Annotated in this window: 16 protein-coding genes and 1 riboswitch; of the genes, 10 read left to right on the forward strand and 6 right to left on the reverse strand. The window is 56.4% G+C overall.

Annotated features, from left to right (window positions below):
• The first annotated feature begins 51 nt into the window (after positions 1–51).
• The 4 genes from leuA to leuD are packed head-to-tail and all read left to right on the forward strand — an operon-like array spanning position 52 to position 4733.
• Positions 52–1623 (forward strand): 2-isopropylmalate synthase, encoded by a 1572-nt coding sequence (gene leuA / locus INT84_RS17540; protein ID WP_194207827.1) that lies wholly within the window; start codon positions 52–54, stop codon positions 1621–1623.
• On the forward strand, positions 1623–2714 hold the full coding sequence (gene leuB / locus INT84_RS17545; RefSeq protein ID WP_176918314.1) for a 3-isopropylmalate dehydrogenase: 1092 nt from the start codon (positions 1623–1625) through the stop codon (positions 2712–2714). Before leuA ends, leuB begins: the two co-directional genes overlap by 1 nt.
• A gap of 2 nt (positions 2715–2716) precedes the next feature.
• Positions 2717–4117, forward strand: coding sequence for a 3-isopropylmalate dehydratase large subunit (leuC, locus tag INT84_RS17550; protein ID WP_194207828.1), 1401 nt, complete (start codon positions 2717–2719; stop codon positions 4115–4117).
• Between the two features lie 10 nt (positions 4118–4127).
• Entirely contained in the window at positions 4128–4733 is a 606-nt protein-coding gene (gene leuD / locus INT84_RS17555; protein ID WP_176918316.1) for a 3-isopropylmalate dehydratase small subunit, read from the forward strand.
• A gap of 62 nt (positions 4734–4795) precedes the next feature.
• Here leuD and INT84_RS17560 read toward each other — a convergent pair whose 3' ends face one another.
• Complete coding sequence (locus tag INT84_RS17560; RefSeq protein WP_176918317.1) at positions 4796–4948, reverse strand: Hok/Gef family protein; 153 nt, start codon at positions 4946–4948, stop codon at positions 4796–4798.
• Between the two features lie 306 nt (positions 4949–5254).
• Here INT84_RS17560 and aroD point away from each other — a divergent pair, with 306 nt between their 5' ends.
• On the forward strand, positions 5255–6010 hold the full coding sequence (aroD, locus tag INT84_RS17565) for a type I 3-dehydroquinate dehydratase (protein ID WP_194207829.1): 756 nt from the start codon (positions 5255–5257) through the stop codon (positions 6008–6010).
• A gap of 63 nt (positions 6011–6073) precedes the next feature.
• On the opposite strand, the gene INT84_RS17570 is transcribed toward aroD, so the two are convergent.
• From INT84_RS17570 to sgrT, 3 genes are all read right to left on the reverse strand, one after another.
• Positions 6074–6226, reverse strand: coding sequence for a Hok/Gef family protein (locus INT84_RS17570; RefSeq protein ID WP_194207830.1), 153 nt, complete (start codon positions 6224–6226; stop codon positions 6074–6076).
• A gap of 234 nt (positions 6227–6460) precedes the next feature.
• Positions 6461–7639 (reverse strand): sugar efflux transporter, encoded by a 1179-nt coding sequence (locus INT84_RS17575; RefSeq protein WP_194207831.1) that lies wholly within the window; start codon positions 7637–7639, stop codon positions 6461–6463.
• Positions 7640–7764: 125 nt separating this feature from the next.
• Complete coding sequence (gene sgrT / locus INT84_RS17580; protein ID WP_194208079.1) at positions 7765–7947, reverse strand: glucose uptake inhibitor SgrT; 183 nt, start codon at positions 7945–7947, stop codon at positions 7765–7767.
• Between the two features lie 88 nt (positions 7948–8035).
• Here sgrT and sgrR point away from each other — a divergent pair, with 88 nt between their 5' ends.
• From sgrR to thiQ, 4 genes are all read left to right on the forward strand, one after another.
• On the forward strand, positions 8036–9691 hold the full coding sequence (gene sgrR, locus INT84_RS17585) for an HTH-type transcriptional regulator SgrR (protein WP_194207832.1): 1656 nt from the start codon (positions 8036–8038) through the stop codon (positions 9689–9691).
• 36 nt (positions 9692–9727) lie between these two features.
• A riboswitch (TPP riboswitch) is annotated at positions 9728–9820 on the forward strand.
• A gap of 32 nt (positions 9821–9852) precedes the next feature.
• Positions 9853–10836 (forward strand): thiamine ABC transporter substrate binding subunit, encoded by a 984-nt coding sequence (thiB, locus tag INT84_RS17590; protein WP_194207833.1) that lies wholly within the window; start codon positions 9853–9855, stop codon positions 10834–10836.
• Positions 10812–12422, forward strand: coding sequence for a thiamine/thiamine pyrophosphate ABC transporter permease ThiP (gene thiP / locus INT84_RS17595; RefSeq protein WP_194207834.1), 1611 nt, complete (start codon positions 10812–10814; stop codon positions 12420–12422). The genes thiB and thiP overlap by 25 nt, the downstream gene beginning before the upstream one ends.
• Positions 12406–13116 (forward strand): thiamine ABC transporter ATP-binding protein ThiQ, encoded by a 711-nt coding sequence (thiQ, locus tag INT84_RS17600; RefSeq protein WP_194207835.1) that lies wholly within the window; start codon positions 12406–12408, stop codon positions 13114–13116. Before thiP ends, thiQ begins: the two co-directional genes overlap by 17 nt.
• On the opposite strand, the gene INT84_RS17605 is transcribed toward thiQ, so the two are convergent.
• Both INT84_RS17605 and araC read right to left on the reverse strand, forming a co-directional pair.
• Positions 13084–13860 (reverse strand): DedA family protein, encoded by a 777-nt coding sequence (locus INT84_RS17605; RefSeq protein WP_194207836.1) that lies wholly within the window; start codon positions 13858–13860, stop codon positions 13084–13086. The two genes, thiQ and INT84_RS17605, sit on opposite strands and share 33 nt — an antisense overlap.
• Before the next feature lie 120 nt (positions 13861–13980).
• Positions 13981–14826 carry an arabinose operon transcriptional regulator AraC gene (araC, locus tag INT84_RS17610; protein WP_176918326.1) on the reverse strand — a complete coding sequence of 282 codons (846 nt, stop codon included), beginning with the start codon at positions 14824–14826 and terminating at the stop codon, positions 13981–13983.
• A gap of 335 nt (positions 14827–15161) precedes the next feature.
• Here araC and araB point away from each other — a divergent pair, with 335 nt between their 5' ends.
• Positions 15162–16871 (forward strand): ribulokinase, encoded by a 1710-nt coding sequence (gene araB / locus INT84_RS17615; protein WP_194207837.1) that lies wholly within the window; start codon positions 15162–15164, stop codon positions 16869–16871.
• Positions 16872–16876 lie beyond the last annotated feature (5 nt).

The following is a 16876-nucleotide window of genomic DNA, read 5'->3' on the forward strand; positions in this document are numbered from 1 at the left end:
TTTTTTATGCTCGTAGCAAAGCGCCCCGGACAGACAACAAGGACCTAAACCATGAGCCAGCAAGTCATTATTTTCGATACCACCTTACGCGACGGTGAACAGGCGTTACAGGCAAGTCTGAGTGTGAAAGAGAAGTTACAGATTGCGCTGGCCCTTGAGCGTATGGGCGTTGACGTAATGGAAGTGGGCTTCCCGGTCTCCTCGCCTGGCGATTTTGAATCGGTGCAAACCATCGCACGCCAGGTGAAAAATAGCCGCGTTTGTGCGCTGGCACGTTGTGTGGAGAAGGACATTGACGTGGCGGCTGAGTCGCTGAAGGTCGCTGAAGCATTCCGGATCCATACTTTTATTGCCACCTCGCCAATGCATATCGCCACCAAGCTGCGCAGCACCCTGGACGAGGTGATTGAACGCGCGGTGTATATGGTGAAGCGCGCACGCAATTACACCGACGATGTCGAATTCTCCTGTGAAGATGCCGGCCGCACGCCGATTGCCGATCTGGCCCGCGTCGTGGAAGCGGCGATCGACGCTGGCGCGAAGACTATCAATATTCCCGATACCGTTGGCTACACCATGCCGTTTGAATTTGGCGGCATTATTCAGGGTCTGTACGAGCGTGTGCCGAATATCGATAAAGCGATCATCTCCGTCCATACCCATGACGATCTGGGTCTGGGCGTCGGCAATGCGCTGGCGGCGGTACATGCCGGTGCACGTCAGGTTGAAGGCGCAATGAACGGCATCGGCGAGCGCGCGGGCAACTGCTCACTGGAAGAAGTGATCATGGCGATTAAAGTTCGCCAGGACATTCTGAACGTACAGACGCGCATCAATCACCAGGAAATCTGGCGCACCAGCCAGATGGTTAGCCAAATCTGCAATATGCCGATCCCGGCAAACAAAGCGATTGTCGGCACCGGTGCCTTCGCCCACTCCTCCGGTATTCACCAGGACGGCGTGCTGAAGAACCGTTCTAACTACGAAATCATGACCCCGGAATCCATCGGCCTGAACCAGGTGCAACTGAACCTGACCTCCCGCTCGGGACGTGCCGCCGTTAAACATCGGATGGATGAGATGGGCTATCAGGAAAGCGATTACAACCTGGATAACCTGTACGACGCCTTCCTGAAGCTGGCGGATAAAAAAGGTCAGGTGTTCGACTACGATCTGGAAGCGCTGGCCTTCATTAACAAACAGCAGGAAGAGCCTGAGCACTTCCGTCTGGACTTCTTTAGCGTGCAGTCCGGCTCTGCGGATATTGCCACCGCCGCCGTGAAATTAGGCTGCGGTGACGAAGTCAAAGCGGAAGCGGCCAACGGCAATGGCCCGGTAGATGCTGTCTATCAGGCGATTAACCGCATTACCGGCTATGACATCGAACTGGTGAAATATAGCCTGACCGCAAAAGGCCACGGCAAAGACGCGCTGGGTCAGGTGGATATCGTGGCTAACTATAACGGTCGCCGCTTCCACGGCGTCGGCCTGACCACCGACATCATTGAATCGTCGGCAAAAGCGATGGTACACGTCCTGAACAATATCTGGCGTGCCGCCGAAGTGGAAAAAGAGTTACAGCGTAAAGCGCAAAATAAAGAGAACAACAAGGAAACCGTGTAATGTCGAAGAACTACCATATTGCCGTTTTGCCGGGTGATGGCATTGGCCCGGAAGTGATGGCGCAAGCCCTGAAAGTACTGGATGCGATCCGCAACCGTTTTGACCTGCGCATTACCACCAGCCACTATGATGTCGGCGGTATTGCGATTGACCGTCACGGCAACCCGCTGCCGCAGGCCACCGTCGCCGGCTGCGAGCAGGCCGACGCGGTGTTATTCGGCTCCGTTGGCGGCCCGCAATGGGAACATTTACCGCCTGCACAGCAGCCGGAGCGCGGCGCACTGCTGCCGCTGCGTAAGCATTTCAAACTGTTCAGCAACCTGCGCCCGGCTAAGCTGTATCAGGGACTGGAAGCGTTTTGTCCGCTGCGCGCAGACATCGCCGCCAACGGCTTTGATATTCTGTGCGTGCGCGAACTGACCGGCGGCATTTACTTCGGTCAGCCGAAAGGCCGCGAAGGCAGCGGTCAGCATGAAAAAGCATTTGATACCGAGGTTTATCACCGCTTCGAAATCGAACGCATTGCGCGGATCGCTTTTGAGTCTGCCCGCAAGCGCCGCCATAAAGTCACGTCAATCGATAAAGCCAACGTATTGCAGTCATCTATCCTGTGGCGCGAAATCGTTAATGAAATCGCCGGCGACTATCCGGACGTTGAACTGGCGCACATGTACATCGACAATGCGACCATGCAGCTGATTAAAGATCCGTCCCAGTTTGACGTGCTGCTGTGCTCCAACCTGTTTGGCGACATTCTCTCTGACGAATGCGCGATGATCACTGGCTCGATGGGAATGCTGCCCTCCGCCAGTCTGAATGAAGAAGGCTTTGGCCTGTATGAACCGGCTGGCGGCTCCGCGCCGGACATTGCCGGGAAAAATATCGCCAACCCTATCGCGCAGATCCTGTCGCTGGCGCTGCTGCTGCGCTACAGCCTGGACGCCGACGATGCGGCAAGCGCTATTGAGGCGGCGATCAATCGCGCGCTGGAAGAAGGCATCCGTACCGGGGATTTAGCCCACGGCGCGGCGGCTGTGGGTACTGATGAAATGGGTGACGTCATCGCCCGCTATGTGGCTGAAGGGGTGTGATCATGGCTAAGACGCTGTATGAAAAATTGTTTGACGCCCATGTGGTGTATGAAGCGCCAGACGAAACCCCGCTGCTGTACATTGACCGTCATCTGGTGCATGAAGTGACCTCGCCGCAGGCATTTGATGGCCTGCGTGCTCATGGTCGTCCGGTGCGTCAGCCAGGTAAAACCTTTGCGACGATGGACCACAACGTCTCGACGCAAACCAAAGATATCAACGCCTCGGGCGAAATGGCCCGTATTCAGATGCAGGAACTGATCAAAAACTGCAACGAATTTGGCGTTGAACTGTACGATTTGAACCATCCTTATCAGGGCATTGTTCACGTGATGGGGCCGGAACAAGGCGTAACGCTGCCAGGTATGACTATCGTTTGTGGCGATTCCCATACCGCCACTCACGGCGCATTTGGCGCACTGGCCTTTGGCATCGGCACGTCAGAAGTGGAGCACGTTCTGGCAACGCAGACCCTGAAACAGGGCCGCGCAAAAACCATGAAAATTGAGGTTCAGGGCACCGCCGCACCGGGTATTACCGCCAAGGACATCGTGCTGGCGATCATTGGCAAAACTGGCAGCGCGGGTGGCACCGGTCACGTTGTCGAATTCTGTGGCGATGCTATTCGCGCCCTGAGCATGGAAGGTCGCATGACCCTGTGCAATATGGCGATTGAGATGGGGGCCAAAGCGGGCCTGGTTGCGCCGGATGAGACCACCTTTAATTATGTCAAAGGCCGTCTGCACGCGCCGAAGGGTAAGGATTTTGACGACGCGGTAGCGTACTGGAAAACCCTGAACACCGATGACGGCGCGCATTTTGACAGCGTTGTTACGTTGCAGGCAGAAGAGATCGCGCCGCAGGTGACCTGGGGCACCAACCCCGGCCAGGTGATCTCCGTCAACGAGATCATTCCCGACCCCGCCTCCTTTAACGATCCGGTTGAACGCGCCAGCGCCGAAAAAGCACTGGCTTATATGGGACTGAAGCCGGGCATTCCGTTGACTGACGTGGCGATCGATAAAGTGTTTATTGGCTCCTGCACCAACTCGCGTATTGAAGATCTGCGCGCGGCGGCGGAAATCGCCCGCGGTCGTAAGGTCGCTCCTGGCGTGCAGGCGCTGGTAGTGCCGGGTTCTGGTCCGGTGAAAGCACAGGCGGAAGCGGAAGGTCTGGATAAGATTTTTATCGACGCTGGTTTTGAATGGCGTCTGCCGGGCTGCTCAATGTGCCTGGCAATGAATAATGATCGCCTGAATCCCGGCGAGCGCTGCGCTTCTACCAGCAACCGTAACTTCGAAGGACGTCAGGGTCGCGGCGGACGCACTCATCTGGTCAGCCCGGCAATGGCCGCCGCCGCGGCAATTTCCGGTCATTTTGCCGATATTCGCAGCATCAAATAAGGAAAACATCATGGCAGAAAAATTTACGCAGCATACTGGCCTGGTAGTTCCGCTGGATGCCGCAAACGTCGATACCGACGCGATTATCCCAAAACAGTTTTTGCAGAAGGTCACCCGCACCGGTTTTGGCGCACATCTGTTTAACGACTGGCGTTTTCTGGACGAAAATGGTCAACAGCCCAACCCTGAATTTGTGCTGAACTTCCCGGAATATAAAGGCGCTTCGATTCTGCTGGCGCGGGAAAACTTCGGCTGCGGCTCGTCGCGCGAGCACGCCCCCTGGGCGCTGACCGATTACGGCTTTAAAGTGGTGATCGCCCCGAGCTTTGCCGACATTTTTTATGGCAATAGTTTCAACAACCAGCTGCTGCCGGTCACGCTGAGTGATGAACAGGTCGACGAACTGTTTACGCTGGTGCAGGCGAATCCGGGGATAACCTTCGAGGTTGACCTGGAAGCGCAGGTAGTGAAGGCGGGAGATAAAACCTACGGCTTTACTCTCGATGCATTCCGTCGCCACTGCATGTTAAATGGTCTGGACAGCATCGGCCTGACGCTCCAGCACGATGACGCAATTGCCGCCTATGAAAATAAGCAGCCTGCGTTTATGGGGTAAAAGGGGTGCGTTGAGGCTGCCTTAACATCACAATCGGCGGGGATTACTCCCCGCCTGAGCTCTTAACGTTTAACTTCGTAGGCCAAAATCGCCGTGAACTCTGTATTTCCCCGTTTCAGGTGCAGCTCACATAGCGTGTCTCGCACTATCCAGGTGAATATCAGCATGGTGAAGCACATCACCATTAATCCATACAGCAGATTACGTTTCGGCATTCCGGCCTCCGTCGTTGCTTTACAGCAGTTAAGAGGCTATTCTCATGTTGTTTGGGCATGAAACTGGCCTCATTCGATTTATAGTCGGGTGGGGCTTTTCTCTGCATGCCGTTCAGCCAGCGCTTCAGGCATACAGCCTCAAGCACCCGCCGCTGACTCTATCCCTGTCCTCGCCCGCTGTAACCCCTGCCGTGTCGTTTTCACGAGTTGCCTTCCAGAATTTTTCTGCTTTTAAGTTTTTGTGCTTGAACGTGACTTCGGCTATCGTCAGCATCAGAGAGGCGATTGATGATGGCAGAGAATAAAATGGATAAATCGGTTAGCGTTAAAAATATTACCTTTCGCGAAGGAGAAACGCGTATTTGCGTCCCCCTGGTGGGCAAATCTCTGGAAGAACTACAGCAGCGAGCGCAGGACCTGACCGAGGCGAGTGCCGATATTATTGAATGGCGCGTCGATCACTATACCGATGTTGCCAGCCCGGAAAAGGTGATGCAGGCGCTACAGACTATTCATCAGACATTAGCCCCGATACCGCTCATCTTTACTTTTCGCAGTAAAAAAGAGGGCGGAGAAAGCGAACTGTCCGATGAGGCCTACTTTGCCCTGAACCACCTGGCAGCGAGCAGCGGCCTGGTCGATATTATTGATATCGAACTGTTTAATGACGAGACGCGTATTCGGAAGGCCGTTGATGCGGCGCATGCGACAGGGGTTAAAGTCATTATGAGCAGCCATGACTTTGTGAAAACCCCGGCCAAAGAAGAGATTATCCACCGCCTGTGCCGGATGCAGGATTTAGGTGCCGACCTGCCTAAAATCGCCGTTATGCCGCAGTGTGCTGAAGACGTACTGCGACTGCTGGAGGCGACATTAACCATGAACCAACAGCATGCCACGCGTCCTGTCATCACCATGTCGATGGGTAAAATGGGCGGTATCAGCCGGGTAGCTGGTGGCCTCTTTGGCTCTGCGATGACCTTTGGTACGACAGGTCAGGTCTCTGCGCCTGGGCAGATTGAAATCGGCAAGCTGCGTGAAATGATGTCGATTCTCGCGTGAAAACGGGTGCGTTGAGGCTGCCTTAACATCACAATCGGCGGGGATTGCTCCCCGCCTGAGCTCTTAACGTTTCACTTCACAGGCCAAAATCGCCGCGAACTCTGTATTTCCCCGTTTCAGGTGCAGCTCACATAGCGTGTCGCGCACCATCCAGGTAAATATCAGAACGGTGAAGCAAATCACCATTAATCCATACAGCAGATTACGTTTCGGCATTCCGGCCTCCGTCGTTGCCTTCCGGCAGTTAAGAGGCTATTCTCATGTTGTCTAGGCATGAAAGTGGCCTCATTCGATTTATAGTCGGGTGGGGCTTTTCTCTGCATGCCATTCGGCCAGCGCCTAAGGCATACAGCCTCAAGCACCCGCCGCTGACTCTATTCCTGCCGGGGCCTGCTGTAACCCCTGCCGTGTCGTTTTTACGAGTTGCCTTCCAGAAAATATATCCGCCCTTTATCCCTCTTTCACCCGGCTGGTAATGCCTGTCGTGAGTAGCGAGATCGCCGCAATCGCCCAGTAGACTGACGTATGACCAAAACTTTGCGCCAGCGCGCCCTGAATCATGCCCGCCAGGATCACGCCGGTCGAAATGCTGTTCGTAAAGAGCGTCGTTGCCGCTCCTGCCCGACCCGGCATCAGATCCTGAAACCACAGCATGCCGATACCCGCCACGATGCCGATAAAAACGGCGTTGAAAAGCTGCAAAAAGAGTAATGCCTCGCGGCTATGGAAGAAGAGCAATCCACTATAGAAGAGCACGCCAGCGGCGGTGGCGACGAGCATCATTTTGCGCTTGCCAAAGCGCTTAACGTAATAGCCTGCAATAATCATCGCCGGGATCTCAAGACCGGCAGCGGTGCCCATCAATATACCCGCCAGCTTATCGGGCAGGCCCAAATCCTGACTGATCCACAGCGGCATATCGATAATATACATGGTGTTACAGGTCCACATCAGCGTTGAGGCGATAAATAACATGCGGACGTTCTTATTCTGCCCGCCGCTGACCTGCGTTATCGCCACATCGGCGGGCTGTTCGATCCTTGCGACGGAAGGCAGCATTAGCGCGATCAGCGCCAGGCTGATGATAAAAATCCCGGCGGCGACAGTGAACATGGTAGTAAAGCCATAATTCAGCGCCAGCATAAAGGCCAGCGGCGGGCCGATGACCCATGCCAGCGAGAGCTGCGCACGCATGACCGAGCTGAACATCACCACTTCGCGCGCCGAGTTATCGGCATATTCCCGTGCCAGCGCGAAAAGCTGCGGCATGGCAGTATTCGCCAGCGAGGCGAGCAATACACCGCAGGTGATCAGCGTCAGATAGTGGCGGTTAAAAGCGAATAGCAGCGCGTTGCCCACCGCCATCAGGCAGCAAAACATGATTAATTTACGCCTGTCGCCCCGGCTGTCGGAACGCTTTGCCAGCAGCAGACTGATCAGGATCCCGGCGATGGCGTTGACGGTATAAAATAGCCCAACCCAGAACGGTTCTGCCCCGACTTCACGGCTCAAAAACAGGCTCAGCGTGGGTGCCTGTAACGCTCCCGCGATGCCCATCATAAACGCTACGATCATAAATGCGGCATACACACCATTAAGCCGCCGTGCCATCGTCATTACCCAGAGCATGAAATATCCCTTACGCGCACAAGCAAAAATGAAAACGAAAAAAGCCAGCAGAAATAATCTGCTGGCGGGTGATATTACACCAATACTCAGTCACACATGATGTCTGCAAGTCAGCGATGCGTTCATCATTCAGGCAATGTTATCTCCTGAGGATGAACAGAATCAGAGACAGGATTTGTAACGTCCCACTGCATCAGTTCTTCAAGCAACTTCAGTCGCTGCCGTGCGCTCTGACGGGCCAGCCAGGACACTCCCTGTGTTGCAATAAAATAGCGCAGGTAAAACTGACGGGTGAATGACCTCTGCATATTCCACCTCCTTGCTTCATCGCTGATGATTATTGGCTTAATATAGGGATAAATAAATTGCTGGGTTTTCATCAGGAGTTCCCCTTTTATGTCTTCTGGCCGTCTGCAACAACAATTCATCCGCCTGTGGCAATGCTGTGACGGGAAGTCGCAGGAGACCACGCTAAACGAACTGGCGGAATTGCTGAGCTGCTCTCGTCGTCATATGCGTACGCTACTGAACACCATGCAGGCGCGCGGCTGGCTGACGTGGGAGGCGGAAGCCGGGCGTGGTAAGCGGTCACGCCTGACGTTTCTCTACACCGGGCTGGCGCTCCAGCAGCAGCGCGCGGAGGATTTGCTGGAGCAGGATCGGATCGATCAGCTGGTGCAACTGGTGGGCGATAAAGCCACGGTACGTCAGATGCTGGTCTCCCATTTAGGCCGCAGCTTTCGCCAGGGACGGCATATTTTGCGCGTGCTCTATTACCGCCCGATGAAAAGTCTGCTGCCCGGTACCGCCCTGCGCCGCTCGGAAATCCATATGGCGAGGCAGATCTTTAATGCCTTAACCCGGGTAAATGAGGAAAATGGGGAACTGGAAGCCGATATTGCCCACCACTGGCAGCGAATTACGCCGCTGCACTGGCGTTTTTTTGTGCGCCCCGGGATCCATTTTCATCACGGTCGCGAGCTGGAGATGGAGGATATTATTACCTCCCTGCAACGAATTAATCCTCTGCCCCTCTTTTCGCACATCGTCAACATCCATTCTCCTACCGCCTGGACGTTAGATATTCACCTTACCCAGCCCGATGACTGGCTGCCCTGGCTTCTGGGGCATACTTCCGCAATGATCCTGCCGCGGGAATGGGAAACGATGAGCCATTTCTCGAGCCTGCCTGTCGGTACCGGCCCGTATGCTGTCGGGCGTAACAACCAGAATCAGCTTAAGATCCACGCCTTCGACGACTATTTTGGTTTTCGGGCGCTTATTGATGAAGTTAACGTCTGGGTGCTCCCGGAAATCGGCGAGGAGCCTAATGGCGGCCTGACGCTCCAGGGCACCACGCAGAGTGAAAAAGCGGTAGAAAGCCGTCTTGAGGAGGGGTGTTATTACCTGCTATTTGATGCCCGCAGCCCGCGCGGCAGCAATCCGGCCGTGCGCCAGTGGCTGAGCCACCTCTTTCAGCCGGCAAATATGCTCTATCACGCGGGAGAACATTACCAGAGCACCTGGTTCCCGGCCTATGGTTTGCTGCCGCGCTGGCATCACTCGCAGAGCCGCGTCTGTGAAAAACCCGCCGGTCTGGAAACCGTCACCCTGACGTATTATCAGGATCACGTTGAACACCGGATGATGGGCGGCATTATGAAGGCCCTGCTGGCGGAGCATCAGGTAAAGCTGGAAATTCAGGAGCTGGAGTATGAAGAGTGGCATCGCGGCGAGGCGTTCAGCGACGTCTGGTTAAACAGCGCCAACTTTACCCTCCCCCTCGATTTCTCCTTGTTTGCCTATCTCTATGACGTGCCGCTGATCCGCCACTGCATTCCGATTGACTGGGAAGAAGATGCCAGCCGCTGGCGCAGGGGCGAGTTAAACCCGGCAACCTGGAGCCAGCAGCTCCAGGTGAATCAGAATATAGTGCCGCTGATCCATCACTGGCTGGTACTTCAGGGACAGCGCAGTATGCGCGGCCTGCGGATGAATACCCTCGGCTGGTTTGACTTTAAATCCGCCTGGTTTGCGCCGCCGGAGCCATAATGCTTTCCGAAAACTGACAAAATTATTACACTGTCAACGTGCTCAACGGGGTGCTGATGAAAGCTGAGAAAATACCCGTCGAACCTGATCCGGATAATGCCGGCGAAGGGATTTGAGGCTACCGCTCAAAATCCTTTGCCACCCATCTACTGAGGTGCAAAGTGTTAAAAAAATATCTGCCGTTGCTGGCGCTGGTCGCCGCGCCTGTCTTCGCCAAACCGGTACTCACCGTCTACACCTATGACTCGTTCTCCGCCGACTGGGGACCGGGGCCGGTGGTCAAAAAAGCCTTTGAAGCCGACTGCGGCTGCGAGCTGAAATTCGTGGCGCTGGAAGATGGCGTGTCGCTGCTCAACCGCCTGCGTATGGAGGGCAAAAACAGCAAAGCCGACGTGGTGCTGGGGCTGGACAACAACCTGCTGGAAGCCGCCACGCAAACTAAGCTGTTTGCGAAAAGCGACGTGCCAGCCAACGCGGTTAAGGTGCCGGGCGGCTGGGACAATGATACCTTCGTGCCGTTCGACTACGGCTACTTCGCGTTTGTCTATGACAAAAACAAGCTGAAAAATCCGCCGAAAAGCCTGAAGGAGCTGGTGGAAAGCGACCAGAAATGGAAAGTGATTTATGAAGATCCGCGCACCAGCACGCCGGGTCTGGGTCTGCTGCTGTGGATGCAAAAAGTCTACGGCGATAAAACATCAGAAGCCTGGCAGAAGCTGGCGGCAAAAACCGTTACCGTGACGAAAGGCTGGAGCGAAGCCTACGGGCTGTTCTTAAAAGGGGAAAGCGATCTGGTGCTGAGTTATACCACCTCCCCGGCCTACCACATTATTGAAGAGAAAAAGTCGCAGTACGCGGCGGCGGATTTTGCCGAAGGTCACTATCTCCAGGTTGAAGTCGCGGCCCGCACGGCGGCCAGTAAGCAGCCGGAGCTGGCGAAGAAATTCCTCGCCTTTATGGTTTCCCCGGCGTTCCAGAATGCCATTCCAACCGGCAACTGGATGTATCCGGTAACTGACGTTACGCTGCCGGCAGGGTTTGCCGATCTGGCAAAACCGAAAACCACGCTACAGTTTTCCTCGCATGACGTCGCGCAGCAGCGCGCGCAGTGGATTAGCGAATGGCAACGCGCCGTCAGCCGTTAATTCCCGGCTGGATGATACCGGGCCTCGCCGCCGCCACGCTTATGGTAGCGGTGGCGATGGCCGCATTTCTGGCACTATGGACCAGCGCGCCGCAGGCGGCATGGCGTACGCTGCTTGAGGACAGCTATCTATGGCATGTGGTGCGCTTCTCCTTCTGGCAGGCGTTTTTGTCGGCGCTGCTGTCGGTAGGGCCGGCCATTTTTCTTGCCCGTTCACTCTACCGCCGCCGCTTTCCGGGCAGGTTGATGCTGCTGCGCCTGTGCGCGATGACGTTGATCCTGCCGGTACTGGTGGGCGTATTCGGCATTCTGAGCGTCTATGGACGTCAGGGGTGGCTGGCGTCGCTGGCGCAGCTCTGCGGCCTGGAGTGGACCTTTTCCCCGTATGGCCTGCAAGGCATCCTGCTGGCGCATATCTTTTTTAATCTGCCGATGGCGACGCGCCTGCTGCTTCAGGTGCTGGAGCAGATCCCCGGCGAACAGCGGCAGCTGGCGGCGCAACTGGGGATGCGCGGCTATGATTTCTTCCGCTTTGTGGAGTGGCCGTGGCTGCGTCGGCAGATCCCGCCCGTCGCCGCGCTGATTTTTATGCTCTGCTTCGCCAGCTTCGCCACGGTACTGTCGCTCGGCGGCGGTCCGCAGGCGACAACGATTGAACTGGCGATCTACCAGGCGCTTAATTTTGATTACGATCCCGGCCGCGCGGCGATGCTGGCGCTGATCCAGATGATCTGCTGTCTCGGTCTGGTACTCTTAAGCCAGCGCCTGAGCAAGGCGATTGCGGTGGGCAATACCCAGCTTAAGGGCTGGCGCGATCCGGACGACCGCCGCGTCAGCCGGATCGCCGATATACTGCTGATCGGCTGTGCTCTGCTGCTTCTGCTGCCACCGCTGCTGGCGGTGATCGTTGAAGGCATTAACCGCGATCTCCCCGAGGTTCTGCAACAGCCCGCCATGTGGCAGGCGCTATGGACTTCGCTGCGTATCGCCCTCGCGGCGGGCGTACTGTGCGTGATATTGACCATGATGCTGCTGTGGAGCAGCCGCGAACTTCGCGCCCGGGCGCGTCCGCTGGCTGGTCAGGCGATGGAGCTTTCCGGTATGTTAATTCTCGCCATGCCGGGTATTGTGCTGGCGACGGGATTCTTTTTGTTGCTCAATAACAGCGTGGGACTGCCGCAATCGGCGGATGGCATCGTGATTTTTACCAACGCGCTGATGGCGATCCCCTATGCGCTGAAGGTGCTGGAAAATCCAATGCGCGATCTCACCGCCCGCTATACGATGCTGTGTCAGTCGCTGGGCATGGAGGGTTTTACCCGCCTGAAAGTTCTGGAACTGCGCGCGCTGAAGCGTCCGCTGGCACAGGCGCTGGCGTTTGCCTGCGTGCTGTCGATTGGCGATTTTGGCGTTGTCGCCCTGTTTGGCAATGATGACTTCCGCACGCTGCCCTTCTATCTTTATCAGCAAATCGGCTCTTATCGCAGCCAGGAAGGGGCGGTGACCGCTCTACTGCTGCTCTTGCTTTGCTTTGCGCTTTTTACCGTTATCGAAAAACTTCCGGGACGCCATGCTGAAACTTACTGATGTGATCTGGCTTTATCAGCATCTGCCGATGCGCTTTACCGTCTCTATTAAACAGGGCGAGCAGGTCGCGGTGCTGGGGCCGAGCGGCGCGGGGAAAAGTACGCTGCTCAATCTGATCGCCGGTTTTCTCAGCCCGCAAAGCGGCACCATTCTGATTGAAAACCAGGTCCATACCCACACGCCGCCCGCGCGCCGTCCGGTATCGATGCTGTTTCAGGAAAATAATCTTTTCAGCCATCTCACCGTGCGGCAAAACATTGGACTCGGGCTGCATCCGGGTCTGAAACTGAACGACGCGCAGCGGCAGAAACTGCAACTGATTGCCAGTCAAATGGGCATTGAATCGCTGCTGGATCGCCTGCCATCGGAACTCTCTGGCGGGCAGCGCCAGCGGGCCGCGCTGGCGCGCTGTTTGGTGCGTGAACAGCCGATACTGCTGCTGGATGAGCCGTTTTCCGCGCTTGACCCGGCGCTGCGTCAGGAGATGCTCAGCCTGGTCAATGATGTCTGTCGCCGCCAACATCTGACGCTATTGATGGTGTCGCACAGCGTAGAGGATGCTGCACGCATCGCCGGGCGCTCGCTGGTGATCGCCGATGGCAGAATAGCGTGGGATGGCGCAACCGCTGAACTACTGAGCGGTCGCGCCAGCGCCTCTTCATTACTGGGAATTGCCAGTCACGACCCTGAGTAGAATATTCGCATAGACTGGCATCGACGGGTGACGAATCGCCGCAATTAACGCCACGACAGCGATACCGCTGACCAGCGGTGCCAGCCAGATCAGCCGCGCGCGCGGAAGGAGTTGTGAAAGGCGATCGCGGCCACTTTTCCCGCTGCGCCATAAGCGCCAGCACAGCCAGGCGGCAATCCACAGCAGTAGCGCCGCCGTCAGCAGCAGCCACTTAAAGCCGCTGCTCTGCGCATCGGCAGGAATATCAATCGCCGCCCCGGCGAGGATACCCGGCAGGAAGTAGACCGGCGGCCAGAACAGGCAGCCGATAATATTCGGCAGCACAAATTTGGCAACCGGCAGATCGAGCATTCCGGCGACCATCGGCACCAGCGGGCGCGTCGGCCCGACAAAGCGGCCGACCAGAATGGTAAACATGCTGTGCTGATGCAGCGCGTGCTCGGTTTTATCCAGCAGCGACTTATTCTTCTTCATAAACGACCAGCGGTGCAGCGGCTTTTTAAAGCGCCAGCCCAGCCAGAACGAGATCCAGTCGCCCAGCAAGCAGCCGACAATCCCCGCCAGCCACGCCTGCCAGAAGTTAACCTCACCGCTGCCAATCAGCGCGCCCAGACCGGCCATCATCACCGTACCCGGCAGGATCAGTCCCACCAGCGCCAGCGATTCGAGAAAGGCGACCAGCGCGATAGCGATCAATGAGTAACTGGCTGATTGAGTGACAAAGTGTTCCAGCAGTGCTTGCATAATGTGTCCGTCGGGGTTTCTGAAGCAGGGATTCTGCGCAGCGATGCATACGTCGTCAAGACATCAATTGTCTGAAGTGATTAACGGTTATGACAAGTACCCGGACACATCATTCACTTTTTATTCACAACCTGAGCGAAATTCGCTGGGGCTGGCCCCGGTGCATTTTTTAAAAACGCGGGAAAAGTAGAGCTGATCCTCAAAACCAATATTGCGCCCGACGCTGGCGATCGGCATCCGGGTGGTACTGAGCAGGAACTTCGCCTGGCTGATCCGCTGATCCTCACGCCAGCTCAGTACGCTAACGCCAAGCTGCTGGCGAAATAGATGCGAGAGGCGGGAAGGCGAAAGGCAGACGTGCTGCGCGACGCTGGCGATATCAAAATGGCTGTCGGAGAGATGATCGCTGATGTACTGGCACGCCTCGCGCACCCGGTGATCCAGCGGCGGGTGCAGAGACTCATTTACCGCTTCCAGACGCCGCAACAGCAATTGCTCCAGCAGATTAATCGCCAGCAACTCTGAATAGCGCCCGGCTCCCTGACCAGCGTCAATAATTTGCGCGAATAACTCGCGAAATATCGGTTCATGCGACGCGTCAGGACGGTGAAAACCGGTCTGGGCGAAGATGGTCGGCCACGCCAGCCACTCCTGCCAGTAGGCGCGGGGACGGAAATAAACCCACTGGTGATACCACTCCTTCGCCTCCGGGTGACGACCGTAGTGGTGGATTTCACCTGGCGGGAACAGCAGCATATCCCCCGGACGGCAGACAAAGCGCTGCCCGTGATTATCAATCACCCCTTCCCCACGCACGGTCAGATTGAGGATATATCCTTTCATTCCCAGCGGCCGGTCGATAAAAAAATCCAGATAACCGCCCGCCTCAATCGGCGTTAAACCTGCCACCAGATGAGCATTGAATGAATAGCCTGGCAATAAAGGATCGTTCTGCGTTTCAGCCATTACCACTACACTCCCGATAAAGTTTTAGAAACCAATTGTCCATATTACGATTTAAGGCGGTTAATGCAGGGCAACGTTAACAAAAATATCGAATTCAGCGTACCAACCCGCTCCGGAGAAGCCCTTCCCCTATTAACAGGCTACATAGCAGTTTCAAAGTAGTAACAAGAGTGTCTATAAAGAAGGTTGAAAAGTCCACATTGAATATTTGCACGCCGTCACACTTTGCAACGCCATAGCGATTTTGTCCATAAGATTAGCGGTTCCGGCCTGACGCTTTTTTTCGCCAGTCTCTACTGTTTCACCATCACTGTTTTTCTGGATGGAGTTATACGATGGCGATTGCAATTGGCCTCGATTTTGGTAGTGATTCTGTACGCGCGCTGGCGGTAGATTGCGCCACCGGTAAAGAGATCGCCACCAGCGTGGAGTGGTATCCGCGCTGGCAGGAGGGACGTTATTGCGACGCCCCGAATAACCAGTTCCGTCATCATCCGCGCGATTATATTGAGTCGATGGAAGCGGCGGTCAAAAGCGTCCTGGCGGAGCTGAGCGATGCGCAGCGCCATGATGTCGTCGGCATTGGCGTCGATAGTACCGGTTCCACCCCTGCCCCCATTGATGCCGAGGGTCATGTACTGGCGCTCAGAGAGGAGTTCGCCGATAACCCGAACGCCATGTTCGTACTGTGGAAAGATCACACCTCGGTAGAAGAAGCCGAAGAGATTACCCGCCTGTGCCACACGCCGGGCAAAGAGGATTACTCGCGCTATATCGGCGGTATTTACTCCAGCGAATGGTTCTGGGCCAAAATTCTCCACGTTACTCGTCAGGATAGTGCCGTTGCGCAGGCGGCGGCGTCATGGATCGAATTATGCGACTGGGTACCTGCCCTGCTCTCCGGTACGACGCGTCCTGCCGATATCCGCCGCGGTCGTTGCAGCGCCGGACACAAATCACTGTGGCATGAAGGCTGGGGTGGACTGCCACCGGCCAGCTTCTTTGATGAGCTGGACCCGCTTCTCAATCGCCACCTGGCGTATCCGATGTTTAGCGAAACGTACACCGCGGATCTGCCGGTCGGCAGCCTGAGTGCCGAATGGGCGCAGCGCCTGGGCCTGCCACAAAGCGTGGTCATTTCCGGCGGTGCGTTTGACTGCCATATGGGCGCGGTCGGCGCGGGTGCACAGCCTAACGCGCTGGTTAAAGTGATCGGCACCTCCACCTGCGACATTCTGATTGCCGACAAAGAGAGCGTCGGTGAGCGCGCCGTGAAAGGTATCTGCGGCCAGGTCGACGGCAGCGTGGTGCCTGATTTTATCGGTATGGAAGCCGGGCAATCGGCGTTCGGCGATATTTATGCGTGGTTTGGCCGCATCCTCGGCTGGCCGCTGCAACAGCTTGCCGCGCAGCATCCTGAACTGAAAGAGCAGATTAAAGCCAGCCAGAAGCAGCTACTTCCGGCGCTCACCGAAGCGTGGGCGAAAAATCCCTCGCTCGATCACCTGCCGGTAGTGCTTGACTGGTTTAACGGCCGCCGCACGCCCAATGCCAATCAGCGTCTGAAAGGGGTGATCACCGATCTGAATCTGGCGACCGACGCGCCTGCGCTGTTCGGCGGTCTGATTGCCGCCACCGCCTTCGGCGCGCGCGCCATTATGGAGTGCTTTACCGAACAAGGCATTGCGGTCAATAACGTAATGGCCCTTGGCGGTATCGCGCGTAAAAATCCGGTGATTATGCAGGCCTGCTGCGACGTCCTGAACCGGCCGCTGCAAATCGTCGCCTCGGATCAGTGCTGCGCGCTGGGCGCGGCGATCTTCGCCGCCGTCGCGGCAGGCGTGCATGCCACTATTCCCGCCGCGCAGGCCAGTATGGCCAGCGCCGTGGAGATCACCCTGCAACCGCGCCCGCAGCAGGCGCAGCGTTTTGAACAGCTCTATCGCCGCTATCAGCAGTGGGCGGTCAGCGCCGAACAGCAATACCTTCCTGACGCCGCACCGGTACAAAAAGCGGCGGCTCACCAGACATCTCTGACCTGTTAAGGACA

The organism is Superficieibacter sp. 1612_C1, assembly GCF_015234305.1.
Taxonomy (GTDB): Bacteria; Pseudomonadota; Gammaproteobacteria; order Enterobacterales; family Enterobacteriaceae; genus Superficieibacter.